The sequence below is a fragment of the Pseudomonas sp. GW821-FHT07G10 genome (assembly GCF_059418545.1).
Genome location: NZ_JBWKQB010000003.1, coordinates 215,806 through 238,661, shown reverse-complemented (window position 1 = coordinate 238,661; position 22,856 = coordinate 215,806). Strand labels below are relative to the sequence as shown.

Sequence of the window (22,856 nt, the reverse complement as noted above, 5' to 3'; positions counted from 1 at the left end):
AACCTGATGTCCTCTTTTAACGAAATGATCAAAAACATCACCCCCCACATCTACCAGAGCCTGAAACTGGCGGTAGAGATTGGCAAATGGTCCGACGGCGGCAAGCTGACGGACGAGCAAAAAGCGCTTTCGCTGCAAGCCATGATTGCCTGGGAAATCCAGAATCTGCCGGAAGAACAACGTACCGGTTACATGGGCCCGCAGGAGTGCAGCTCCAAGTCGGCGCCAGTACCGAACATCCTGTTCAAGTCGGATGCCATCCATTGATCGAGATTGGCCGCGGTGCAATCAGCAAGATGTCGGCGCGCCTCGAAGCGTCGGTCGTTCAATACGCCTTTCGTCTTGGCGATACCGAGGTGCCGGTCAATCCAATGATCGGCACCACAGTGCGCCTCGAGTACCTGGGGGCGATCCACTGCACTCATTGCGGGCGCAAGACCAAAACCAGTTTCAGCCAGGGCTACTGCTACCCGTGCATGACCAAGCTGGCCCAGTGCGATATCTGCATCATGAGTCCGGAGCGCTGCCACTACGACGCTGGCACCTGTCGCGAACCGGCCTGGGGCGAGCAGTTCTGCATGACCGATCATGTGGTCTATCTGGCCAATTCGTCGGGGATCAAAGTCGGAATCACCCGTGCGACTCAGCTGCCGACTCGCTGGCTCGACCAGGGCGCCAGCCAGGCGTTACCGATCATGCGGGTATCGACCCGTCAGCAATCGGGTTTCGTTGAAGACCTGTTTCGCAGTCAGGTGGCAGACAAAACCAACTGGCGTGCGTTGCTCAAGGGTGATGCCGAGGCGGTGGACCTCAAACAGGTTCGCGAGCAGCTTTTCGATAGCTGTGCCGAAGGTCTGCTGGGTTTGCAGGAGCGCTTCGGCCTGCAGGCTATTCAGGTGATTGGCGATGTCGAACCGATTGAAATCCGCTATCCGGTCGAGCAGTACCCGGCCAGGATCGTCAGCTTCAACCTGGACAAGAACCCGATTGCCGAAGGCACGCTGATGGGGATCAAGGGTCAGTACCTGATTTTCGACACCGGCGTTATCAATATTCGCAAGTACACGGCTTATCAACTCGCCGTGCATCAGTAGAAGGACTCCAGCATGCGCACCGAACAACCGAAGATGATCTACCTGAAGGACTATCAGGCGCCTGAGTACCTGATCGACGAGACGCACCTGACCTTCGAGTTGTTCGAGGACCACACCCTGGTCCATGCGCAACTGGTGATGCGCCGCAACCCGGCCTGCCTTTTGGACGGCGCTGCGGGCCTGCCGCCGTTGGTGCTCGATGGCCAGCAGCTGGAGCTGCTGTCGGTGAAACTGGCTGACCGCGACCTGACAGCCGCCGATTATCAGTTGACAGAGCATCACCTGACCCTGCATCCGGCGAGCGCTTCGTTCACCGTCGACACCAGCGTCAGGATCCACCCGGAAACCAACACCGCTCTGGAAGGCCTGTACAAATCCAGCGGCATGTTCTGCACCCAGTGCGAAGCCGAAGGTTTCCGCAAGATTACTTACTACCTCGATCGCCCGGACGTGATGAGCAAGTTCACCACGACGGTCAGCGCCGAGCAGCACAGCTATCCGGTACTGCTGTCCAACGGCAATCCGATTGCCAGCGGTCCGCAAGAGGGCGGTCGGCACTGGGCGACCTGGGAAGACCCGTTCATGAAGCCGGCTTACCTGTTCGCGCTGGTGGCCGGTGACCTGTGGTGCGTTGAAGACACCTTCACCACCATGACCGAACGCTCTGTTGCACTGCGTATTTATGTCGAGCCGGAAAACATCGACAAATGCCAGCACGCCATGAACAGCCTGAAGAAATCCATGCGCTGGGACGAAGAGGTCTATGGTCGCGAGTACGACCTGGACATCTTCATGATCGTTGCGGTCAACGACTTCAACATGGGGGCCATGGAGAACAAGGGCCTCAACATCTTCAACTCCAGCTGCGTGCTGGCTCGCGCCGAAACCGCTACCGACGCTGCGCACCAGCGCGTTGAAGCGGTGGTCGCTCACGAATACTTCCACAACTGGTCGGGCAACCGCGTGACCTGCCGCGACTGGTTCCAGCTGTCGCTCAAGGAAGGCTTCACGGTGTTCCGCGACGCCGAATTCTCTGCCGACATGAACTCGCGCACCGTTAAGCGCATCGAGGACGTGGCCTACCTGCGCACTCACCAATTCGCCGAAGACGCCGGCCCCATGGCCCACGCCGTGCGCCCGGAAAGCTTTATCGAAATCTCCAACTTCTACACCCTGACGGTCTACGAAAAGGGCTCGGAAGTGGTGCGGATGATTCGCACCTTGCTGGGTGACGAAGGTTTCCGCAAAGGCAGCGACCTGTATTTCGAGCGCCATGACGGCCAGGCTGTGACCTGTGACGATTTCATCAAAGCCATGGAAGACGCCAACGGCGTCAACCTGACCCAGTTCAAACGCTGGTACAGCCAGGCGGGTACGCCGCGTCTGACCGTCAGCGAGGCTTTTGACAGCACAGCGAAAACCTACAGCCTGACCTTCCGCCAGAGCTACCCGGCGACCCCGGACAAGGTTGAAAAGCTGCCGTTCGTGATCCCGGTCGAACTCGGTCTGCTGGATGCCAAGGGTGGCGCCATTGCGCTACGCCTGGTCGGTGAAGCCGCCGCTGACGGTACCTCCCGTGTGCTGTCGGTGACCGAAGCAGAGCAAACCTTCACTTTCGTCGACATCACTGAAAAGCCATTGCCATCCTTGCTGCGTGGCTTCTCGGCACCGGTGAAGCTGAGCTTCCCGTACGATCGCGACCAGTTGATGTTCCTGATGCAACACGACAGCGATGGCTTCAATCGCTGGGAAGCCGGCCAGCAATTGTCGGTGCAGGTGTTGCAGGAGCTGATTGCTCAGCATCAACAAGGCACTGCATTGGTACTGGATCAACGTCTGGTCAAGGCTTTGCGCACAGTGCTGGCGGACGAGACGCTGGATCAGGCCATGGTCGCGGAAATGCTTTCGTTGCCAAGTGAAGCCTACCTCACCGAAATCAGCGAAGTGGCCGACGTGGATGCCATCCATGCCGCTCGCGAATTCGCTCGCAAGCAATTGGCTGACAGCCTGTTCGATGGTTTGTGGCAGCGCTATCAGGCCAATCGCGAGCTGTCGAAAAAGACTGCCTACATCGCCGAGGCCGAGCACTTCGCCCGTCGCAGCCTGCAGAACATCGCGCTGTCGTACCTGATGCTCAGCGACAAACCGGAAGTTCTGGCTGCGACCCTCGAGCAGTTCGATGCTTGCGACAACATGACCGAGCGCCTGACCGCGCTGGCGGTACTGGTCAACTCGCCATTCGTTGAAGAGAAGGCCAAGGCCCTGGCGACCTTCGCTGAAAACTTCAAAGACAACCCGTTGGTCATGGATCAGTGGTTCAGTGTCCAGGCGGGTAGTGGTTTGCCGGGCGGCTTGCAGCGCGTGAAGGAGCTGATGAAGCATCCTGCGTTCAACATCAAGAACCCGAACAAGGTTCGTGCGTTGGTCGGGGCGTTTGCCGGGCAGAACCTGATCAATTTCCATGCTGCGGATGGTTCTGGCTATCGTTTCCTGGCGGATTTGGTGATTGAGCTTAATGGGTTCAATCCGCAGATTGCTTCACGGCAGTTGGCGCCGTTGACTCGCTGGCGCAAGTACGATGTTGCGCGCCAGGCGTTGATGAAGGGGGAGCTGGAGCGGATTCTGGCTTCGGGTGAGCTTTCGAGTGATGTCTTCGAAGTGGTCAGTAAAAGCCTGGCCTGACCCCTGTGGGAGCAGCCGGTCGACGCTCGATTGCTCGCGAAGGCGGCCTGACAGCCGGTCTGGCTCCTGCGGATGTACACGATCCATTGTAGGAGCCGAGCTTGCTCGCGAAGGCGGCCTTACAGCCGACCTGTCTCTCACAGATGTACACCAATCCATTGTGGGAGCAGCCGGTCGACGCTCGATTGCTCGCGATGGCGGCCTGACAGCCGGCCTGGCTCTTGCTGGTGTACATATCCATTCCTGCGGTAACGGCCGCTTAGGGTTTCGCCCTTACGGCGAGGCCCTTTTGGCAAACGCCCCAAAAGGACCCAAAAGGGCTTGCCCCAAGCGTACGGCACCTCGCCTAGGCTCGGTGTTCCCTCGCTCCGGCATTCATCAGGGGGCATCGCCTCCGGTCGGCTTCGCTTCGACCTCCTCTCGATGTGTTCGACTTCGTCGAACGGCGCTTCGCGCCCACCCCCTGATGAACGCCTCCGCTCGGCCTGCCGAAGGGGCGGGTAGATCAAGATCAAAAGCGGCAGGCGAGCTAACGCTCGGCCTGTTGAGTGGTGGGGCGGTGTATGCCGCTCTACCTTTCTGCCGTTTTTGTAGGAGCCGAGCTTGCTCGCGATGGCGACCTGACAGTCGACCTAGCTCTCGCAGACGTATGCGAATCAAAACTGTGGGAGCATGGCTTGCCCGCGATATGGCGGCCTGACAGCCGACCAATCTGTTACAGGTGTACATATCCGTTACCGCAGAAACGGATATGTACCCGGTCAAAATCAACAGTGAACGCACCGCCGCTATCGCGGGCATGTCTCGCTCCAGGGGCAGTGCGACACGGCCGTTATTCATCATGACAGCGAATGTCTTGCCATTCAGGCACTCCTCCAAAGCGCCGGGTTAACAAAAGATAACGTGGCGTCGATTGTCAGACCTTTCCAAAGCTGGATAGGATAGGTCAGCTTCAGAGGGGGCTCTAGATTGCAGCTTTCAGGACAACCATCCGAAACCGCAAATCAGAAAAAACGCCCTGAGCGGCGCCCTGAAAGGTTGAATGACCTAACAATAATAATGGGGGAAAGGTCTATGAGTGAGCCTGTCATGGGTGTGGTTTTTTGCCGCCCGCCGGCGTTACGCAGATTCGCGTTGCTGGCTACAGCGCTCTCGCTGTTGGGAGTTGCCGCTCTGTCGGCCCCTGTCCAGGCTGCTGCCACGGCGGCGGCCGGTACTGTCTATTCGATTGAATCCGCAAAGTCCGCCAAAGGCCTGATGCTTGGCGTTGTGCATGCCGGTGCGCGTCTGGTGGCGGTGGGTGATCGCGGCCACATTCTCTATTCCGATGACCAGGGCAAGACCTGGACCCAGGCCAAAGTGCCGACTCGGCAGCTGCTGACGGCGGTGTTCTTTGTCGATGACAAGCACGGCTGGGCAGTCGGGCATGACGCGCAGATTCTTGCCAGTGAAGACGGCGGCGCCACCTGGACCAAACAATTCGAAGACTTGAAACGTGAAGCGCCGTTGCTCGATGTCTGGTTCAAGGACGCCAGCAACGGCTTTGCCGTGGGCGCCTATGGCGCACTGCTGGAGACCACCGACGGCGGAAAGAACTGGGAAGATGCCAGCGATCGCCTGAACAACGAAGACCAGTACCACCTCAACGGCATCGCGGCGGTTAAGGATTGCGGTCTGTTCATCGTCGGCGAGCAGGGCAGCATGTTCCGCTCCGCCGATTGGGGGCAAACCTGGGAGCGCCTGGAAAGCCCGTATCACGGCTCGCTGTTCGGTGTGATCGGTACCCGCCAGTCCGGCACACTGCTGGCGTATGGTTTGCGCGGCAACCTGTTCCGCTCCACTGATTTCGGCAGTACCTGGGAGCCGGTGGAGCTGAAGGCTGCTCGCGGTGCACTCGAATTCGGTCTGTCCGGTGCGACGTTGTTCGACGACGGTTCACTGGTCATCGTCGGCAACGGCGGCAGCGTGGTACGCAGCAACGACGATGGATTGACCTTTAGCGTATTCAATCGACCAGACCGCATTTCCTTGTCGGCGGTCACGGCGGCGGGCAACGGCAACTTGATTCTGGTGGGACAGGGCGGCGTTCACGCTACCACGCCAACCGGCGCTGAGCTGGGCAAATAATAAGAAGGCGGGGATTTCCATGAGCAGTCATCAACAAGACACGATTTCCATCAGCAGTCATCACCAGGACAAGGCGACGTTTCTCGAGCGTCTGATTTTCAACAACCGCCCGGCTGTGATCGTCATCTGCCTGCTGGTCAGCGTTTTCCTGTTCTGGCAGGCGACGCTGATCCGGCCGTCCACCAGTTTCGAAAAAATGATTCCGCTCAAGCACCCCTTCATCGAGAAGATGCTTGAGCACCGCAACGATCTGGCCAACCTGGGCAACACCGTGCGGATCTCGGTGGAAGCCACTGATGGCGACATTTTCTCCAGGACGTACATGGAGACCTTGCGGCAGATCAACGACGAGGTGTTCTACATCTCCGGTGTTGACCGTTCCGGTCTCAAGTCGCTGTGGAGCCCCAGCGTTCGCTGGACCGAAGTGACCGAGGAAGGTTTCGCCGGTGGTGAGGTGATTCCGCAGAGCTACAACGGCTCGGCCGACAGCCTCGAACTGCTGCGTAATAACGTGCTCAAGTCCGGTCAGGTCGGTCGGCTGGTCGCCAACGATTTCAAGTCGAGTATCGTCGATATCCCGTTGCTGGAGTCCTACCCGGACCCGCAAGACCAGGGCAAGTTGCTCGCGCTGGACTACCAGAAATTCTCCCACGAGCTCGAAGAGAAAATCCGCAACAAGTTCGAAGCGCAAAACCCCAATGTGAAGATCCACATCGTCGGTTTCGCCAAGAAGGTCGGCGACCTGATTGATGGCCTGATCATGGTGGTGATGTTCTTCGGCGTCGCTTTCATCATCACCCTGGTGTTGCTGTACTGGTTCACCAACTGCCTGCGCAGCACCATCGCTGTGTTGAGTACCACGCTGGTGGCGGTGGTCTGGCAACTCGGGCTGATGCACGCCTTCGGTTTTGGGCTGGACCCGTATTCGATGCTGGTGCCGTTCCTGATTTTCGCCATCGGTATTTCCCACGGCGTGCAAAAGATCAACGGCATCGCCTTGCAATCCAGTGAGGCCGACAACGCCCTGACGGCGGCGCGACGTACCTTCCGGCAATTGTTCCTGCCGGGGATGATCGCGATTCTGGCGGATGCGGTGGGCTTCATTACCTTGCTGATCATCGATATCGGCGTGATTCGCGAACTGGCCATCGGCGCGTCCATCGGCGTGGCGGTGATCGTGTTCACCAACCTGATCCTGTTGCCGGTGGCGATTTCCTATGTCGGCATCAGCAGGCGCGCCGTCGAACGCAGCAAGAAAGACGCAGTGCGTGAGCATCCGTTCTGGCGTGTGCTGTCGAACTTTGCCAGCCCGAAAGTTGCGCCGGTGTCGATCGTCCTGGCCCTGCTGGCCTTCGGCGGCGGTCTCTGGTATAGCCAGAACCTGAAGATCGGCGACCTCGATCAAGGTGCGCCGGAGCTGCGTCCTGATTCGCGCTACAACAAGGACAACAACTTCATCATCAGCAACTACTCCACCAGCTCCGATGTACTGGTGGTGATGGTCAAGACTGCTCCGGAAGGCTGCTCGCGTTATGCAGCCATGGCGCCGATCGATGAGTTGATGTGGAAGATGCAGAACACCGAGGGCGTGCAGTCGGCGATTTCCCTGGTGACGGTCTCCAAACAGATGATCAAGGGCATGAACGAGGGCAACCTGAAATGGGAAACCCTGTCGCGCAACCCGGATGTGTTGAACAACTCCATCGCTCGAGCTGATGGTCTGTACAACAACAGTTGCTCGCTGGCGCCGGTGCTGGTGTTCCTCAACGACCACAAGGCCGCAACCCTTGATCGCGCGGTGCAGGCGGTGCAGGCGTTCGCCAAAGAGAACAACAAGGATGGCCTGGAGTTTATCCTTGCGGCCGGTAACGCCGGGATCGAAGCAGCCACCAACGAAGTGATCAAGGAGTCGGAGCTGACCATCCTGATCCTGGTTTACGCCTGCGTGGCGACCATGTGCATGATTACCTTCCGTTCCTGGGCGGCAACCTTGTGCATTGTGCTGCCGCTGGTGTTGACCTCGGTGCTCGGAAACGCCCTGATGGCCTTCATGGGGATCGGCGTGAAAGTCGCGACCTTGCCGGTGGTGGCGCTGGGCGTGGGGATCGGTGTCGACTACGGCATCTACATTTACAGCCGCCTGGAAAGTTTCCTGCGTGCCGGTCTGCCGCTGCAGGAAGCCTATTACCAGACCCTGAAATCCACCGGTAAAGCAGTGCTGTTCACGGGTTTGTGCCTGGCCATCGGCGTCTGCACCTGGATCTTCTCGGCGATCAAGTTCCAGGCCGACATGGGCCTGATGCTGACCTTCATGCTGCTGTGGAATATGTTTGGCGCGTTGTGGCTGTTGCCAGCGCTGGCGCGCTTCCTGATCAAGCCTTCGAGCCTGGCCGGGCAGAAGGGTAATTCGTTGTTCGCCCACTAAGGGTTAGCTGAAACAACAAAGCCGCAACTCAGGTTGCGGTTTTTTTTTTTGATCATTCCCACGCTCTGCGTGGGAATGCAGCCCGTGACGCTGCGCGTCACAAGAGCGGACGCAGAGCGTCCAGTGAGGCATTCCCACGCGGGAGCGTGGGAACGATCAGCGCGGGAAGTGAAGTTCGTTGATGGGCTATCATTGCACCTTTCCAATTGATGATTGATCGCCATGACTGCCGTTACCAACACCTTGCTGACCGCCCTCCAAACTTGCGACATGCTGGAAATCGACGGGCTGCATGCTTTTGATTTCTCCCTCGATGACAGCCAGTTGCAGATCGAATGCATGGACGGCCGGGCAGCCAAACGCTGGAGTTTCAGCGTGGCCCAGGTTCAAGCCGCGACCTTTGATGAAACGTTGCAAAGCTGGACCATCACCGGCGACTCCGGCGAACACCGACTGGTGTGCATGAGCGCATTCAGCGCCGGAGACGAAGAGGACGACGAGCATGAGGATGCGTGACTTCTGGCCATTGCTGATGGCTGGAAGTGTGGGGGCGATGTCCGTGCAGGCAGCACCGGTTGATAACTATGAGCTGTTGGTCGGTTCCTACACCCAGGGCCAGAGCCAGGGCCTCTATCGCCTGCAGTTCGACAGTCGCACAGGTCAGCTCGATGCCAAGCCGTTGCAGGTGGTGAAGAGCTCCAACCCGTCCTGGTTGACCCTGTCCAAGGATCAGCAGCGACTGTTTGTGGTCAACGAGAACGGCCCCGGTCAGACCGATCCGGTCGGCCGTGTCAGCAGTTTTTCTATTGAGCCGAAGAACCATCAGCTAAACCTGATCAATCAGGTCCAGTCCCTGGGCAATGAGCCGACTCACTCCAGTCTGAGCGCCGACGGGCGCTACCTGTTCGTCAGTAACTATTCGGTGCTGGAAGATCCGGGTGGCAGCCTCGCGGTCTTACCTGTGGCGGCTGATGGCAAGCTGGCACCGCCGGTGCAACTCAGCAGTCATCCGTCCAGTCGGGTCAATCCTGAACGGCAGATGTCAGCCCATGTGCATTCGGCGGTGTCATCGCCGGACGGTCAGTTTGTGTTTGCCAGTGACCTGGGGGCGGACAAGATCTTTGTCTACCGTTATGACCCCAAAGCCAGCCCCGAGCTGCCGTTGACCGCCGCTACGCCAGCTTCGGTGCAATTGCCACCGGGCAGCGGGCCGCGGCATTTGCTGTTCAGCAGTGATGGCAAGCATGCCTGGTTGACGATGGAAATGAGCGCGCAAGTAGTGGTGTTCGATTATCAGGCAGGCAAGCTTGTGCAGCGGCAGATGGTCGACCTGGCCGCCAACCGGCCTGCGCAAGAGAAAGCCGCTGGCGCGCTGCATGCGTCGCAGGATGGCAAATTTCTCTACGTCAGCAACCGTGGCAGCGCCAATCAGTTGCTGGTGTTTGCCGTTGATCCTGCGACGGGAGAGCTCAAGGAAATCCAGCGACGCTCGGTAGAAGGTGATCATCCGCGCGAATTCAGCCTAGATCCGAGCGGCAAGTTCTTGTTGATTGCCAACCAGAAAAGCAACCATATCGTCGTGCTGGAGCGGGACGCCAAGACTGGTTTGTTAGGCAAAACCGTACAAAAACTGCCTTTCGATTCCCCCAGCGATATCAGGTTTCTGCTGTGTCAATAGGCCGCAGGCCCCGAAGGTCGGGGCCTGCGTACTTCTATTAATGACGATGATATTCGCTACTGCTGCAAAGCATTTCAACGCGCCGAACCTCGGGCGTAAGTTTGCTTCACGGCCCACCCGGGCAAGCAAGCCAACTGAATTCACGAGGGTTACCGCCATGAACTTCAATCTCTTCTCCGTCATCGCTGCTTCCGCTATCTCGGCTACCGTGGCTTTGCCAGCCAGTGCCAGCGTTGAGATCAGCAATAGAAAATCCAGCACCCATACGTACACCCAGAAATACCTGCAACAAAGCGCCAACTTCTACGCCGCACTGGATCACAAGATCCAACACTGAAAACTCGGCATTGAAGAATTTATGCAGGAGCGAAGTCACTTACTCCGATCGGCGATTATTTTCGTCGACCGGGACCAAGAGTGATGTCGCTCCTGCATAAATCGCTGTGCTGTTGATTTGTGCGCCGAGTGCAAATTCCTTTGGTAATATCACATGGCCATGTGTTTAAATTTGACGCTAATTTATTGACTCAATCTCTCCAAGGGATCGACAGCATGGTTATGCGTCTGGCAGTGGTTCTTCTGTTCCTCTATTCCACCCCCATTTTGTCGGCTGCCCAGCCTGTTCCAGACGAGCCGGATGCTGCGCGCGAGCGGTTAATGAGCTTGCTGCAGGACTAAAACACGTCGGATTAAAGATCAATAAAGCTGATAGCTACTATGCACAAAGGTCGCTATTCATTGCCGGTTTTTTGATCGAATCTGTGGGCATGTTTCAACGCCCACGGAGAATCCCATGGCCAGCACACTTCTTACCTCTGCCAAACACGGTGCGTACGTCGCGATCGGTTTGTACGTGGCCATAATCATCGTGGTCACGCTGTCGGCACAGACTAAAGCCTGGATCGACGCGCCGATTCAAGTGGCTTACCCAGCCATTCAATTCGAACATCGCGCACAAAGCGTCACTGCCGAACAGGCACAGACTGTGGGAGTGGCGACGCTATGAAAGGAGGCAAGCTTTGGGTCATTGCCTTCCTGGCGTTCTTGACCAACGGTTCTTCGTTGCTGGGGATCGGGCAGGGTTCAGCGGGCTCTTTGGCCCGGGCCATCGAGTGCAATCACAACATCGCCCACAACATTCAAACCGCCAAGGCGTTGGGGCTGCTGGCGGGTAATCCGCCGATCAAGCCGAAAGCCGCATTTTTCGGCCCGTTCAAAGTGGATTGCTCGGCGTTGCAAATGTGCAGTGTGTTTGCCGAGCCTGTGGTGGCTTAAGCCGATATCAGGAGCGACGAGCCTTCTGTAGCAGCTGCCGCCAGGCTGCTGCTACGGGTTTTGTGGCGCAGCTTCTTTGGCCATCACCCCGATAAACAACTCTGACTCCAGAAATCGCTGCAACCACGCCTGCAAATGCCGATACGGCGTTTGTGCGAACCAGTGCTGATCGACATGAGCAAACTGGCGCACGAACGGCGCAAGGGCGATGTCCGCAAGGCTCAAGTGATCGGCGGCCAGATAGGCATGCTTGTGCAAGAGGTCATCGAGCTTCTGTAAAAAAACGGCACCTTGCGCGCGGTAATGCTCCATTGGCTGCTCCGGATAGCGATCGGCGTACTTGTAGCGATCCAGATAGCGCTTGAACACCTGATCGTTCTCTTCGATCAGCGCGGCGCTCGCTTGCTCTGCCGCGAGGTCGTCCTTGAGCCGCCAATCCTGCGGATCATGGTGTTCCAGCGCCCAGCGCATGATCTCCAGGCTTTCTTCGATTACCCGGCCATTAAGGTTCAACACCGGCACCGTCCCTTTACTGGACAGCGCGAGCATTTCGGCAGGCTTGGCTTTCAGGCTGACTTCGACAATGTTCACGCTCACGCCTGAATAACGCAGGGCCATGCGCGCACGCATCGCATACGGGCAGCGACGGAAGGAATAGAGCGTCGGCGTACTCATTTCACCTCCAGTGTGCTCAGGCCGTTGCCTTGGCGGCGGACCTGAATCTGCACCGGGATTCGCTCGTGCATTTCCTGCACGTGGGAAATCACCGCGACCTTGCGCCCTTGCGCCTGCAGACCGTCGAGTGCATCCATCGCCAGTTGCAGCGACTCAGGATCAAGACTGCCGAACCCTTCATCGATAAACAGCGATTCGATTTTCAGCGTGCTGGAGGCCATCGACGCCAGGCCCAGGGCGAGCGCCAGGGAGACCAGGAACGTCTCGCCACCGGACAACGAATGCACCGAGCGCAGTTCGTCACCCATTTCAGTATCCATCACCAATAGACCGAGCATGCTGCCGCCGCGCTTGAGGCGATAGCGGCGCACCAGTTGACGTAATTGCGCGTTGGCATGATGCACCAGCAGGTCAAGATTGTAGGCCTGAGCGATCTTGCGAAAGGTGTCACCGGTGGCCGAGCCGATCAAGGCATTCAGCCGTGCCCAGCGCTGCCATTCGCTGTAGGCCTGGGCGATGCGTTGCGCCAGTACCTGATTGGCGTTCTGCCGGCGTTGGTCTTCGGCTTGCCGGGCACGCAGTTCGGCGCTGAGTTGTTCAGTGGCGGTGAACTGGCTTTGCAGTTCGCTCAGGGCGCTGGCCAGCTGGCCGGCATCGAGGTTGCCATTGTGCTGCGCCTGGTGGTGGTGCAGGCGCTGTTCGCGTTCATGCAGTAGAACCTTGGCTTGTTCGATGGTTTTTTCGCTGTGTTGCAACTGCTGGCGCAACTGGCTGATCTGCTCGTCGTCGAAGGCCAGCAGCTGTTCCAGACCGCCGTCGTCCAGCTCGGGATGCCGCTGGCGCCAGTCGGCGATTTTGCTGCTCAACTCTCGGCTCTCTAGCTCAAGGGAGTGCAAGCGCTCTTGCTTGGCCTTCAGGTCCGCGCCGTGCTGGATCAGTTGGCTACGGGTTTCTTGCAGCGCCTGGTCGGCCATTGTCTGGGCGTTGCGTGCCTGTTCGACGGCTTGATCCAGTTGCTCCTGCCATTGCTCGGCATTGGCGTGTTCACCCAGTAGCCCACGCAGTTTTTGCTGACAGGCTTGCTGCTGATCGGCGAGGGCGGTGAACTGCTGTTGCGCGGCGTCGGATTGCTGCGTGCGCAGTTGCTGACGATCCTGTTCCTTATCCAGCGACTGCTGACGCTGCTGCTGTTCGCTGAGCTCGTCGCGCTGCTGCTCAAGGTGTTCCAGGCGTTGGGCAATCTGCTGATCGAGCTGCATGAAGGTCGCGGCTGGCTGCCGGCGCAAACCTTCTAGCGTATCGGGCGGGAGCAGGGTGCTGAAGGCTGACAGCTCTTCCTCCAGGCGCTGGCGGTCTGCGGCCAGTTGCCGTTGTTGTTCGGCCAATTGTTGGGCAGCCTGCTGGCTGGCCTCCTCGGCGGTGCGTAGCTGTTGCTGGAGGCGTGCGGCGTCTTGCTGCAAGGTCAGCAGCGCATTCTGGCGCTGTTCATCCTGGGCGATGCTCTGGTTCAGCTGGCTGGTTTGCTGATTGAGCCAGGCATCGTGCTTGCCGGTGTCCTGGGCCAATAGTTGCACCCACAGCGGGTGCGCTTCCAGGCTCAGGGCCAGCGCTTGTCGCTGGGGGGCGAGCTGCTCCAGCTGTTGCAGCAGTTCCTTTTGCCGGGCGATAACGCCGCCGACGTCGGAACGCAACTCATCGAGCTTTGCTTTCAGCGTATCGACAGCTTTGCGCGCATTGGCTTCTTCGCCTTCGTCGTGACGGCCCAGGCTTTGCAGCAGGGCTTCAGGCTGATGGTAAGGATGTTCGTGACTGCCGCAGACCGGGCAGGGCTGGTCGTCCTGCAACTGCTCGCGCAGATCTTCGACGCTGGCACTGCGAGCCAGGCGCTGACGCTCCAGCAGTTGGAGAGTGACGTTCAGGGTTTGCTCGGCAACCGTCAGCTCGGCCTTGGCCTGAACTCCCTCGTGGGTCAGGCGCTCGCGTTCTTGTTGCGCGCTGTGCTGGCGCTGTTGCAGTTCCAGCGCTCGCTGATCCATTTGTTGCTGGCTGGCCCACAACCGCGCCAGCTCTTCGAAGGCTCGCTGCTGCTTACGGTTGTCTTGTAACAGGCTGCCGAGAATCTGGATCTGCTCGGCCACCGCTTCAGGCTCGGCGGCGGCTTCGCGGTAGAGCAGTTCGAGCTGTTTGCGTTGCTCGCCCAGTTGCTGCGCGGCGGTGGCGGCGCGATGTTCCAGTTGAGGCAGTTCGGCCTGCCCCTGATTCAGACGATTACCGACTAGCACCAACTGTTGCAGACGATCGCGGTAGGCATTCCAGGCTTCGCCCAGCGGTGCCAGAGACGCGCTGTGTTCAAGTTGTTCGGCGATTTTAGTCAGGCGCTCGGCGACCAGACGTTGTTGCTCGAACATGGCCTGGATTGCGCTTTGCCCTTGGGTGCAGGCCAGCTCCGTTTGTTGCTTGAGCGCTGCACCTTGGCCCAGATCCTTGGTCAGGCGCACGAGGGTGCTTTGTTCTTCAAATGCTTGACGTAGCAGTGGCGCGCCAGCGGTTTGTCGGGCTTGTGCGTCGGCCAGGGCGGTCTGAGCATCCAGCAGGTTTTGTTCGAGCTGGCCCTGACGGGTTTGCAGTTCAAGCTGCTGCTGGCTGTGTTGCTGAATTTGTACCGCCAGCGGATTGAGCTGGGCGGTGAGTTCTGTCTGGCGGGCAAACTGATGCCGCTGCGGCGCCAGTTGCTCCAGGCGGGTCAGATTCAGGCGCTCGCTGGCCTGGCTGTGCCAATGTTGATTGGCTTGCTGCAGCTGCTCGGCGGCGCTCTGCTGGCCGTCTTGCAACTGGCGCAGTTCATTGAGCCAGGTGTGCTGCAACTCAAGTTGTTTGAGTTGCGCCTGTTGCGTCTTGAGTTGCTGTTGAGCGTCATTGAAACGCTGATCGAGCTCGGCGCGCGCGTCGGGCTCCAGCGGCGTGACACCTGTGGCCTGGTCTTGCAACAGCTTGTGGGCTTCGCGGGCGTCTTTGCTTTTATCGAAGGCGCGCTTGCCGAGGCGAGTGTAGAGGGCTGTGTCGGTGAGTTTTTCCAGCAACTCGCTGCGGTCGTTGTCATCGGCCTTGAGGAAGGCGCTGAACTCACTCTGTGCAAGCATCACCGCGCGGGTGAACTGTTCGAAGTTCAGGCCCAGCACCGCTTCGAGCCGGGTTTTGTACTCGCCTTTCTGGCTGGCCAGCAGTTGATCGGTGTCCAGGTCGCGCAGGCTTTGGCGGCTGGCTTGCAGTTTGCCATTGGCTTTTTCCCGCGCCCGGTTGGCTTCCCAGCGTGCGCGATAGCGACGACCGTCGATACCGAGAAAGTCCACCTCGGCATAACCGTCACCGGTGCCACGACGCAACAGCGTACGCGGATCGCCCGTGGCAATTTCACCGTCCGCATCCGGCACTTTGGCGTCGCGCCCGGTGTTGTTGAGTCGCGGCACTGCACCAAACAGCGCCAGGCACAAGGCATCGAGCAAGGTGCTTTTGCCGGCGCCGGTAGGCCCGGTGATGGCGAACAGGCCGGCGCTGGCCAAGGGCTCGGCGGTGAAGTCGATTTCAAAGGGGCCGGCCAGCGAGGCGAGATTTTTCAAGCGGATCGCGAGGATTTTCATGGCTGTTCGCTCTCCAGTTGAACGTCTTGCAACAGCACGGCGAAGTCGTTGAGGGTCTGTTCGTCGACCTCGCTGCCATAGCTGTCCATCCAGGCTCGGCTGAACAGTTCCTGGGGCGTGAGTTGGTCCAGCTCGATCAGCTGACTGCCTTCATCGGCGCCTTCACAGTCACCATTGCCGGCGTATTCGGCGGCGATTCGTACCAGGCGCACGGCTTTGCCTTGCAGCGCTGTTTCCACTTGCTGGCGCAGGTCCGGCTGCGGCTCGTCGAGGCGAACCCGCACCTCCAGCCAGGGTTGGCGCTGGATATCGGCCAGCAGATCGATATTCGGCAGGTCTTGCAGCTGGCTCAATATCTCGGCCAATGGCGAAGGGCCCAGGCGTTGCAGGTTGACGGCACGGGGGATCAGCCGGGGTTCGACACTGAGCAGGGTTTCACCTGCCAGTTCGATGTCGAGAATCTGATGCTGATAACCAATCTCGGAAAACGACAGGGGAATCGGCGAACCGCTGTAACGAATGCGTTCCTCACCGTTGACCTTTTGCGGTTTGTGCAAATGGCCGAGGGCGACATAGCTGATGCTCGGCCCGAACAGACTGGCGGGCAACGCTTCGGCATTGCCGATGATCAGGCTGCGCTCGGAGTCTTGCGAAACCGAACCGCCGGCCATGTGCGCGTGGCTGATGGCGATCAGCGCCTGACCCGGTTGGCGTTTGGCGTTGGCGGCGGCGATCAGCCATTCATGAACCTGGCCGATACCGCGCAGGTAGTCGTCACCCAAATGCGCGCCGGTGACTTCTGCCGGACGCAAAAAAGGGAGCGCCAGGCACCAGCCGGCGATTTCTCCGGTTGCATCGGGCAAAGGGATCAGCAGGCGCTCGGCATCCAGTTGGCCGTCATCGAGCCACAACACCCGACCCAGCGCGTGAGTGCGCAAGCGCCGCATCAAGGACGCGGGCAGCTCGATGCGCGAGCCGGAATCGTGGTTGCCGGCGATCATCACGATGGTCAGCAATGGCTGTTGCTCGTGGGCGCTGACAATGAAGTCGTAAAGGCGTTCCTGGGCTTTGACCGGCGGGTTGACCGTGTCGAAGATGTCGCCGGCGATCAGCAGGACATCGGGCTTCTCCAGACCAAGCTGGCGAAGCAGCCAGTCGAGAAAGCAGGCGTGTTCAAAGTCGCGTTCCTGGCCGTGCAGGTTCTGCCCAAGGTGCCAGTCGGAGGTGTGAAACAGACGCAAGGCAAACTCCGCTTGAAAAATGAGGTGTGGCCGCGGGAAAAATGATAGCGGCGAAAGGGCAAAGAGTTTACTGGCAAAAAACTGCGAGGGCGCGGTTGATGTGGATTCGCGCGACCACCGTAGGAGAGTCGCGCTATTCCACTATTTCGGATAAAGCGGCGGCAGGCCGCTGTCGCCAACCGGGTCCTGAACGCGTTCGGTGATTGGGATGGCGCGGATCACCCGCCACAGCTCCTCGCCTTGCCAGTGTTGGCCGGTTTCGCTGTAGAGCGCCCCGTTCAGGCCGTCCAGTGCATCGGACAGCGGCACGTAGCGGGCGGCCATATCGGCCAGGGTTTCCGGTTGTTGCCGGGCCCAGGCGTCCAACGCTTGTCGGGTTGCTTGCGGGTCGTTGGCCAGGCTCGCGCGTTTGATATCGTCGAGCAGGGTGCGCGGGCTTGGGCCTGTCTGCGCCGTGCGCAGGATCGCCGGTTGCCAACGGGCGCGCCACCAGAGACCGAAGCCGAGCAGGGTGGTGCAGGCCAGAATAAGGGTGCTGAGCTGCCAGCGTCGAAGTTCTGCGTAGTCAGTCGATGAGCCGGTCGGTGTGTTGCTGGCGGGGGTGTCGACCACCAGGCTCGGGTTGTTCGCCACTTGCAGAGTGTGGGCCGGCAGGCTGCTGCGTTCCAGGTGATCCTTAAAGGTGTTCCACCAGACCACTTCCACCGCTGGCAGCTCGATTGCGCCGCTGCGGGTCGGCACCAGAGCGTCGCGGTCTTCGCGACTGCCGATCAGGCCACGCTCGCCGTTCTTGTTGCCCAGTATCGGTTGGTCCGGGTAACGGCGCAGGCCGTTGACATCGGTGGTGGGCAGGGGTGCAAGTTGTGAGCTGGACAGGCCTTCAGCCTTGATCGTCAGGCTGCGGGTCAGAGAGTCGCCGACCTGGCTGTGATCCGGCTCCGGGCTCCAGCTTTCGCTCAGGCTCAGGCTGCGTGCCGGCAGCCAGGGTACGTCGGCCGGATAGTCGAGAGGTTTGGCTTTGACCGTCAGCGGGATCTCGGTGGAGCTGACGCGTATCAGTTTGCCTTGTTTCGGACCCTGGGGTGTCGGGTCCTGGGATGGTTGAGCGTCGACCAGGGTTGCGCTGAATATCTGCGCTGGAATCTTCAGCTCGCCGCTGTGTTGCGCAAAGATCGCGTAACGCATTTCGATCACGCCATGGCGCAGGCCGTTGATGACTTTTTCGTAGGTGCGCGACTCACCCAGCTGTTCGATTCGTGCATCGGGAATTTGCAAGGGTGTCAGGCTGCTGTCGTCATACAGTGACACCGAGTGGTAGATGCGCAGGGTCAGGATCGCCTGGGCCTGCACGTAGACGCTGTCCTGATCGAGGCTGGCATCGATGAACACCGGCGCCAGTTTGTTTGCACTGTCCTGGGTTTCGCTTTCGACCACCTGCAGGCTGATCGGCTGGCTTTTGAATTCCCCCAGTTGCAACGACGGGATCTCCACGGTGCCGTTGTGTCTGGGCAGCAGGGTGATAATCCAGCGGGTGGTGGCACGGTTGTCACCGCCCAAGGTGGTGAGTTGGTTGATCTGGCGGGTGCCGCGGACTTCGAACAGCGCATCCAGCGGAGTCAGGTCGGGTTTGCCGAACAGCGTGGCATCGCTGGATTCGAGGGTCAGTTCAATGGTTTCTCCAGAGTTCAAACGGCTGCGATCTACGCTGGCGACCAGCCCTGCAGCCAGGGCCTGACAGGTCCAGAGAAGGAGTGCGAGCAAGAGGGCGGTGAAGCGGGTCATCGAATTTTTCCCTGATCCTGATGTTGTTGCTGTTCGTACCAGAATTTGCGTCTGAGCAGTTCGCTCGGGTTGTCCGGAATTTGTCGCAGCCATTGTTCCAGCGCTTGTCGGCGCTCGTCGTCGAAGTTGTTTTCGGCCGATCTGATGGGCGGTGTGGTGGTGTGTTCGTCGCCCAGCTCGCTGCCCGGCACCTCATTATTGCCCGGTTGCGGTGTGCCGTGTGCCTGAGGTTCGCTGGTCGACGACGGGTTCTGCGTCTCGGTTTTCTGTTCACCGCTGGTCGGGGGCGGCGTCGCCGCGCCGGGTGGCGGGTTTTGCGTGGCTTGCTCGGCGTCAGAACCTTCGGTCTTGTTCGGTTCGCTCTGCGCCGGTGGCTGTTTCTGTTTAAGCAGACTTTCCACCAGGGCTTTGTTACTCAGTGCTGGCTGCAAATCCGGCTGGCGCTCCAGTGCCTGTTCGTAGGCATCCAGCGCAGCTTCCAGCTCACCGCTTTTGGCCAGTGCGTTGCCACGATTGTAATGGGCGCGGGCGTCGTTGCCTTCAGCGAAACGCTGGGCGGCAGCGGCATAATTGCCGGCTTCATAGAGCGCGAAACCTTGCCATTGTGGGTCTTCAAAATGCCGGGCGGCATCGGCCGGGCGTTGTTGCTCAAGCAAATGCTGGCCCTGTTGATCCGGGCGCAGCCAGAGGTCGTTGAACTCGAAGGCGTAACCCGGCTGCGGCAGCATGAACAGCAATGGCAGGCAAAACAGCCAGCCCCGTCGTCCGGCACAGGCAGCGAGCAGCAGCAATGGCAGCAACAGCCAATAGCCTTGATCGGCCCAGGTATCCAGGTGCAGGGTCTGGCCTTGATTGCGCAAGCTTTGCGGGCCGTTGAGCAGGCCAAGGCCGCGCAAATCGTTATCGTCCAGCCGTGCCTGCCGATAGCGACCGCCCAGCTCATTGGCAAAGGCCTTGAGGCTTGCTCCATCCAGCCGCGCGACGAGAATTGCGCCTTGGGCATCCTTGAGGAAACTGCCGCCTTCCTGAGCGACCGGCGCACCTGCGCGGCTGCCGATACCCAGTATCGAAAACTGTGGTGCCTGGCCGCTGAGTGCCTGACGAATCCCTTGGCGTTCCTGCTCGGTGAGGGATGAACCGATGAGCAATATCCGGCCCTGACCGAGGGCGCCGCGATCAAGCAGGGTCAAGGCTTTTTTCACCGCCAGATCGGCGCGATGACCTATCTGGGGCATGATCGACGGTTTCAGCACTTCCAGCAGGTTGCGGCTCGTGGCCAGGTCATCCGACAACGGCACCAGGGTGTGAGCGCTGCCTGAGTAGACGACAATCGCGGTTTGCGCATCGCTGCGGTTTTGCAGCAGGTCCAACAGCTTGCGTCGGGCCTGCTCCAGGCGGTTCGGCGAAACGTCCGTGGCAAGCATTTCCGGGGTCAGTTCGAGCAATACCACCAGCGGGTCGGCCGGCTTTTGGCTGGTCTGTTCAACCCGCTGCCAGCTCGGGCCGAGCAGGGCCAATACCGCCAGGGTCCAGGCCAGGCCGAGGGCGACCCATGGCAATTTGCTCTCATGGCCCCTGCCACCGCTGAGCAATGTCGCGTGAAACGCCGGGGGCAGAATCACCTGCCAGCGTCCGGCGCGTTTTTGTCGATGCCAGAGTTGCCACAGCAACCATCCCAGCAGCGGCAACAGTAGCAGCCACCAGGGACGGAACCAGTGCGGCCAGAGCGCGATCATCGGCGCCTCCGCAGACGCAGGCGCTTGAGTCGCTGGCGCCATTCAGGGTGTTGGTGCAGGAAAATCTCCTTGGTGAATAAACGCTGCACCGGGTTGTCCGGCCAACGCTGGCGGATCACCAGCAGCATGCTCAGCAGCAACGCCGCGGCCAGCGGCCAGTTGTATAACGCCTGGGCCGGGCGGGCCTGGGTCGGTTGTTGCGCAACAGGTTCAAGCCGATCGAGGGTTTCTTTGATCGCTCGCAACTCTTCGCCATCGCGGGCGCGGAAATAGCGTCCACCGGTGACCTCGGCTATTTCCTTCAGGGCAGGCTCGTCAAGGTCCAGGCTGGGGTTGAGCCCCAGAAAGCCCAGCGTGCCGCTTTGCTCCGGATCGGCGCCGATGCCAATCGGGTAAATGGTCACGCCTTCTTCGGCGGCCAACCGCGCGGCGGTGATCGGGGCGATCTGGCCAGCATTGTTCGCGCCGTCGGTGACCAGGATCAGTACCCGGCTTTGCGCTGGACGTTGACGCAGGCGTTTGAGGGCCAGGCCGATGGCATCACCGATGGCGGTGTTCTTGCCGGCGATACCGATTCGCGCTTCGTCGAGCCAGATCCGCACCGTACGTCGGTCAAATGTCAGTGGTGCCTGCAGATAGGCCTGACTGCCGAACAGAATCAAGCCGACGCGATCGCCTTCGCGGCCTTCGAGGAAGTCACCGAGCAGGCGCTTGACCAGCGTCAGGCGGCTGACGTCTTCGTCCTGCCACTGCATGTCGGGAAAGTCCATGGAACCAGAGACATCCACCGCCACCAACAGATCGCGGCCACTGGCGGCAATCGGTAACGGCTCGCCCAGCCAGTGCGGACGGGCAGCGGCGATCAGCAACAGCAGCCAGAGTAAAATGAACGGCGCCTGCTGGCGCCAGGCCGGAAGGTTAGCCCGGGCACGACGTCGGGCCAGACCTTCGAGATCGTTGAGGAAACTGACTTTGAGTGCCGGTTCGCCGCTGTCTGCCACCGGCAGCAACATCCGCAGCAGCCAGGGCAACGGCAGCAGAACGAAGATCCACGGCCAGGCGAACTCAAACATGTTTACGAATCCAGGTGTCGACCGCTTGGGTCAGGCCGGCGATGGCCTTGTCATCGAGTTTGCATTCGGGCTTGTAGGCGCCTTCGACCAGCACCATCCAGCGGGTCAAGCCGGCAGCGGGGCAGCGATTGTCGAGAAACGCCAGCCATTTGCGGCCATTGAGGGTATGGCTTTGGCTGTAGGGATAATGGTTGCGGCACAGGCGTTTGAGCAGCCCGTTAAGCTGCTGCAGCCAGGCGCCAGCCGGCGCGCCGTCATAGGGTTTTGGCATCTGCGCCAGTTCGGCCAGAGCCGCCAGTCGCACGGGGTCGAGCGGTTGTTCGGCGCGGGCCACAGGGCGTTTTTTCGGTAGAAAGCGGCGCAGCGTCCAAAGGCCGAAACCGATCAGCGGCAACAGAATCAACAGCAGCCACCAGCCTGGCGCAGGCGGCCAGAAGCCAACAGGCGGCGGGGTGATCAAGGGCTGTAATTGTTCCAGGCTGCTCACTTGGCTTTTCCCGGCCGTAGCTGTGGATTCAGGTACTCGCGCAATTGCTCGACCATTTCGCTTTGGGTGCTCAAGGGCATCAATGGTACCCGCAGTTTTTGTGCAAGCAACTCCCAGCGGGCAATGCGCGCTTCGCCTTGAGCGCGATAGGCCTGGCGCAAGTCGTAGTTGAGCGTGTCCAGTTCCAGTTGTGCGCCACGCTCGGCGAAGCGCAGCAGACCGGCGGCGGGCAGGGCATGGTCCAGCGGATCGGACAATGGCAGCAACAACAGGTCGCAATGCCGTGACAGCAGGCTCAGTTGTTGCTCGGCGGCATCCGACAAGGCGCGTTCATCGCAGATCACGATCCCCAGACTGCCCGGGCGCAACACTTCCCGGGCGCGGCGCAGGGCTATACCGAAGGTATCACGGTCTGGCTCGCTGTCGGTGCGCAGCGACTGATTGACCCGTACCAGGCGGTTGAGCAACTGCAGCAGGCTTTGCTTGCTGCGTCGTGGCTTGATCTCGTAGTGCTCGTTATCACCGAACACCAGCCCGCCGACCCGGTCGTTGTGACCTAGCGCCGCCCAGCCGATCAAGCTCGCGGCCTGGGCGGCGAGTACCGATTTGAACATCAGGCCGGAACCAAAGAACAACCGGCGGCTTTGTTCCACCATGATGAAAATCGGCCGTTCGCGTTCTTCATGGAACAGCTTGGTGTGGGGCTCCTGGGTGCGTGCAGTAACGCGCCAGTCGATGGTTCGCACGTCGTCGCCGGCCTGATAGACCCGCACCTGATCGAAGTCCACACCGCGTCCGCGCAGTTTCGAGTGGTGCAGGCCAATCAGCGGGCTGCGCTGGTTGGGCGTTGAAAACAACTGCACTTCACGCACGCGATGGCGCATCTTGATCAGCTCGGCGAGGCTGACGCGGATGCCCGGTTCGTGAATTGGGTGGGTCATAG

At 59.9% G+C, this 22,856-nt stretch carries 19 protein-coding genes; 11 read left to right on the top strand and 8 right to left on the bottom strand.

What is annotated here, in order from left to right; all coding sequences use genetic code 11:
• Positions 1 to 6: 6 nt before the first annotated feature.
• The 11 genes from AC07O1_RS06980 to AC07O1_RS06930 all read left to right on the top strand — a co-directional run bounded on the left by AC07O1_RS06980 (position 7) and on the right by AC07O1_RS06930 (position 11,281).
• Positions 7 to 267, top strand: coding sequence for a YeaC family protein (locus AC07O1_RS06980; RefSeq protein ID WP_494991464.1), 261 nt, complete (start codon positions 7 to 9; stop codon positions 265 to 267).
• Positions 264 to 1,094, top strand: coding sequence for a DUF2797 domain-containing protein (locus AC07O1_RS06975; protein WP_495088332.1), 831 nt, complete (start codon positions 264 to 266; stop codon positions 1,092 to 1,094). Before AC07O1_RS06980 ends, AC07O1_RS06975 begins: the two co-directional genes overlap by 4 nt.
• A gap of 12 nt (positions 1,095 to 1,106) precedes the next feature.
• Entirely contained in the window at positions 1,107 to 3,776 is a 2,670-nt protein-coding gene (gene pepN / locus AC07O1_RS06970) for an aminopeptidase N (RefSeq protein ID WP_495088331.1), read from the top strand.
• A gap of 1,074 nt (positions 3,777 to 4,850) precedes the next feature.
• Positions 4,851 to 5,903 carry a WD40/YVTN/BNR-like repeat-containing protein gene (locus AC07O1_RS06965; protein WP_495088330.1) on the top strand — a complete coding sequence of 351 codons (1,053 nt, stop codon included), beginning with the start codon at positions 4,851 to 4,853 and terminating at the stop codon, positions 5,901 to 5,903.
• Positions 5,904 to 5,922: 19 nt separating this feature from the next.
• Positions 5,923 to 8,328 carry an efflux RND transporter permease subunit gene (locus AC07O1_RS06960; RefSeq protein ID WP_495088329.1) on the top strand — a complete coding sequence of 802 codons (2,406 nt, stop codon included), beginning with the start codon at positions 5,923 to 5,925 and terminating at the stop codon, positions 8,326 to 8,328.
• 222 nt (positions 8,329 to 8,550) lie between these two features.
• Positions 8,551 to 8,844, top strand: coding sequence for a DUF5629 family protein (locus AC07O1_RS06955; protein WP_494991469.1), 294 nt, complete (start codon positions 8,551 to 8,553; stop codon positions 8,842 to 8,844).
• Positions 8,831 to 10,006, top strand: coding sequence for a lactonase family protein (locus AC07O1_RS06950; protein WP_495088328.1), 1,176 nt, complete (start codon positions 8,831 to 8,833; stop codon positions 10,004 to 10,006). The genes AC07O1_RS06955 and AC07O1_RS06950 overlap by 14 nt, the downstream gene beginning before the upstream one ends.
• A 157-nt stretch (positions 10,007 to 10,163) precedes the next feature.
• The gene (locus AC07O1_RS06945; protein ID WP_495088327.1) at positions 10,164 to 10,343 is read left to right on the top strand and encodes a hypothetical protein; all 180 of its coding nucleotides are present in this window, start codon (positions 10,164 to 10,166) and stop codon (positions 10,341 to 10,343) included.
• A 215-nt stretch (positions 10,344 to 10,558) separates the two neighbouring features.
• Entirely contained in the window at positions 10,559 to 10,684 is a 126-nt protein-coding gene (locus AC07O1_RS06940; protein WP_494991472.1) for a hypothetical protein, read from the top strand.
• Positions 10,685 to 10,799: 115 nt separating this feature from the next.
• Positions 10,800 to 11,012 carry a hypothetical protein gene (locus AC07O1_RS06935; RefSeq protein ID WP_495088326.1) on the top strand — a complete coding sequence of 71 codons (213 nt, stop codon included), beginning with the start codon at positions 10,800 to 10,802 and terminating at the stop codon, positions 11,010 to 11,012.
• Positions 11,009 to 11,281: a hypothetical protein gene (locus AC07O1_RS06930; protein ID WP_495011873.1), complete on the top strand. Its 273-nt coding sequence runs from the start codon at positions 11,009 to 11,011 to the stop codon at positions 11,279 to 11,281. The genes AC07O1_RS06935 and AC07O1_RS06930 overlap by 4 nt, the downstream gene beginning before the upstream one ends.
• A 51-nt stretch (positions 11,282 to 11,332) precedes the next feature.
• Here the strand turns inward: AC07O1_RS06930 and AC07O1_RS06925 are convergent, their stop codons facing one another.
• From AC07O1_RS06925 to AC07O1_RS06890, 8 genes are all read right to left on the bottom strand, one after another.
• Positions 11,333 to 11,956: a glutathione S-transferase gene (locus tag AC07O1_RS06925; RefSeq protein ID WP_495088325.1), complete on the bottom strand. Its 624-nt coding sequence runs from the start codon at positions 11,954 to 11,956 to the stop codon at positions 11,333 to 11,335.
• The gene (locus AC07O1_RS06920) at positions 11,953 to 15,594 is read right to left on the bottom strand and encodes an AAA family ATPase (protein ID WP_495088324.1); all 3,642 of its coding nucleotides are present in this window, start codon (positions 15,592 to 15,594) and stop codon (positions 11,953 to 11,955) included. Before AC07O1_RS06920 ends, AC07O1_RS06925 begins: the two co-directional genes overlap by 4 nt.
• The gene (locus AC07O1_RS06915) at positions 15,591 to 16,835 is read right to left on the bottom strand and encodes an exonuclease SbcCD subunit D C-terminal domain-containing protein (RefSeq protein ID WP_495088323.1); all 1,245 of its coding nucleotides are present in this window, start codon (positions 16,833 to 16,835) and stop codon (positions 15,591 to 15,593) included. The genes AC07O1_RS06920 and AC07O1_RS06915 overlap by 4 nt, the downstream gene beginning before the upstream one ends.
• Positions 16,836 to 16,976: 141 nt before the next feature.
• On the bottom strand, positions 16,977 to 18,617 hold the full coding sequence (locus tag AC07O1_RS06910) for a BatD family protein (RefSeq protein WP_495088322.1): 1,641 nt from the start codon (positions 18,615 to 18,617) through the stop codon (positions 16,977 to 16,979).
• Positions 18,614 to 20,353 (bottom strand): vWA domain-containing protein, encoded by a 1,740-nt coding sequence (locus tag AC07O1_RS06905; protein ID WP_495088321.1) that lies wholly within the window; start codon positions 20,351 to 20,353, stop codon positions 18,614 to 18,616. Before AC07O1_RS06905 ends, AC07O1_RS06910 begins: the two co-directional genes overlap by 4 nt.
• Positions 20,350 to 21,426, bottom strand: a complete 1,077-nt coding sequence (locus AC07O1_RS06900; RefSeq protein ID WP_494991480.1) for a vWA domain-containing protein — start codon at positions 21,424 to 21,426, stop codon at positions 20,350 to 20,352. The genes AC07O1_RS06905 and AC07O1_RS06900 overlap by 4 nt, the downstream gene beginning before the upstream one ends.
• Complete coding sequence (locus AC07O1_RS06895) at positions 21,419 to 21,913, bottom strand: DUF4381 domain-containing protein (RefSeq protein WP_494991481.1); 495 nt, start codon at positions 21,911 to 21,913, stop codon at positions 21,419 to 21,421. Before AC07O1_RS06895 ends, AC07O1_RS06900 begins: the two co-directional genes overlap by 8 nt.
• Entirely contained in the window at positions 21,910 to 22,854 is a 945-nt protein-coding gene (locus AC07O1_RS06890) for a DUF58 domain-containing protein (protein ID WP_495088320.1), read from the bottom strand. Before AC07O1_RS06890 ends, AC07O1_RS06895 begins: the two co-directional genes overlap by 4 nt.
• Positions 22,855 to 22,856 lie beyond the last annotated feature (2 nt).

What these genes read in the sequence shown, in the direction of transcription:
- AC07O1_RS06980 (WP_494991464.1), top strand. Translation starts at nt 7, where the DNA reads ATGTCCTCTTTTAACGAAATGATCAAAAACATCACCCCCCACATCTAC.
- pepN (WP_495088331.1), top strand. Translation starts at nt 1,107, where the DNA reads ATGCGCACCGAACAACCGAAGATGATCTACCTGAAGGACTATCAGGCG.
- AC07O1_RS06965 (WP_495088330.1), top strand. Translation starts at nt 4,851, where the DNA reads ATGAGTGAGCCTGTCATGGGTGTGGTTTTTTGCCGCCCGCCGGCGTTA.
- AC07O1_RS06960 (WP_495088329.1), top strand. Translation starts at nt 5,923, where the DNA reads ATGAGCAGTCATCAACAAGACACGATTTCCATCAGCAGTCATCACCAG.
- AC07O1_RS06955 (WP_494991469.1), top strand. Translation starts at nt 8,551, where the DNA reads ATGACTGCCGTTACCAACACCTTGCTGACCGCCCTCCAAACTTGCGAC.
- AC07O1_RS06950 (WP_495088328.1), top strand. Translation starts at nt 8,831, where the DNA reads ATGAGGATGCGTGACTTCTGGCCATTGCTGATGGCTGGAAGTGTGGGG.
- AC07O1_RS06945 (WP_495088327.1), top strand. Translation starts at nt 10,164, where the DNA reads ATGAACTTCAATCTCTTCTCCGTCATCGCTGCTTCCGCTATCTCGGCT.
- AC07O1_RS06940 (WP_494991472.1), top strand. Translation starts at nt 10,559, where the DNA reads ATGGTTATGCGTCTGGCAGTGGTTCTTCTGTTCCTCTATTCCACCCCC.
- AC07O1_RS06935 (WP_495088326.1), top strand. Translation starts at nt 10,800, where the DNA reads ATGGCCAGCACACTTCTTACCTCTGCCAAACACGGTGCGTACGTCGCG.
- AC07O1_RS06930 (WP_495011873.1), top strand. Translation starts at nt 11,009, where the DNA reads ATGAAAGGAGGCAAGCTTTGGGTCATTGCCTTCCTGGCGTTCTTGACC.
- AC07O1_RS06925 (WP_495088325.1), bottom strand. Translation starts at nt 11,956, where the DNA reads ATGAGTACGCCGACGCTCTATTCCTTCCGTCGCTGCCCGTATGCGATG.
- AC07O1_RS06920 (WP_495088324.1), bottom strand. Translation starts at nt 15,594, where the DNA reads ATGAAAATCCTCGCGATCCGCTTGAAAAATCTCGCCTCGCTGGCCGGC.
- AC07O1_RS06910 (WP_495088322.1), bottom strand. Translation starts at nt 18,617, where the DNA reads ATGACCCGCTTCACCGCCCTCTTGCTCGCACTCCTTCTCTGGACCTGT.
- AC07O1_RS06905 (WP_495088321.1), bottom strand. Translation starts at nt 20,353, where the DNA reads ATGATCGCGCTCTGGCCGCACTGGTTCCGTCCCTGGTGGCTGCTACTG.
- AC07O1_RS06900 (WP_494991480.1), bottom strand. Translation starts at nt 21,426, where the DNA reads ATGTTTGAGTTCGCCTGGCCGTGGATCTTCGTTCTGCTGCCGTTGCCC.
- AC07O1_RS06890 (WP_495088320.1), bottom strand. Translation starts at nt 22,854, where the DNA reads ATGACCCACCCAATTCACGAACCGGGCATCCGCGTCAGCCTCGCCGAG.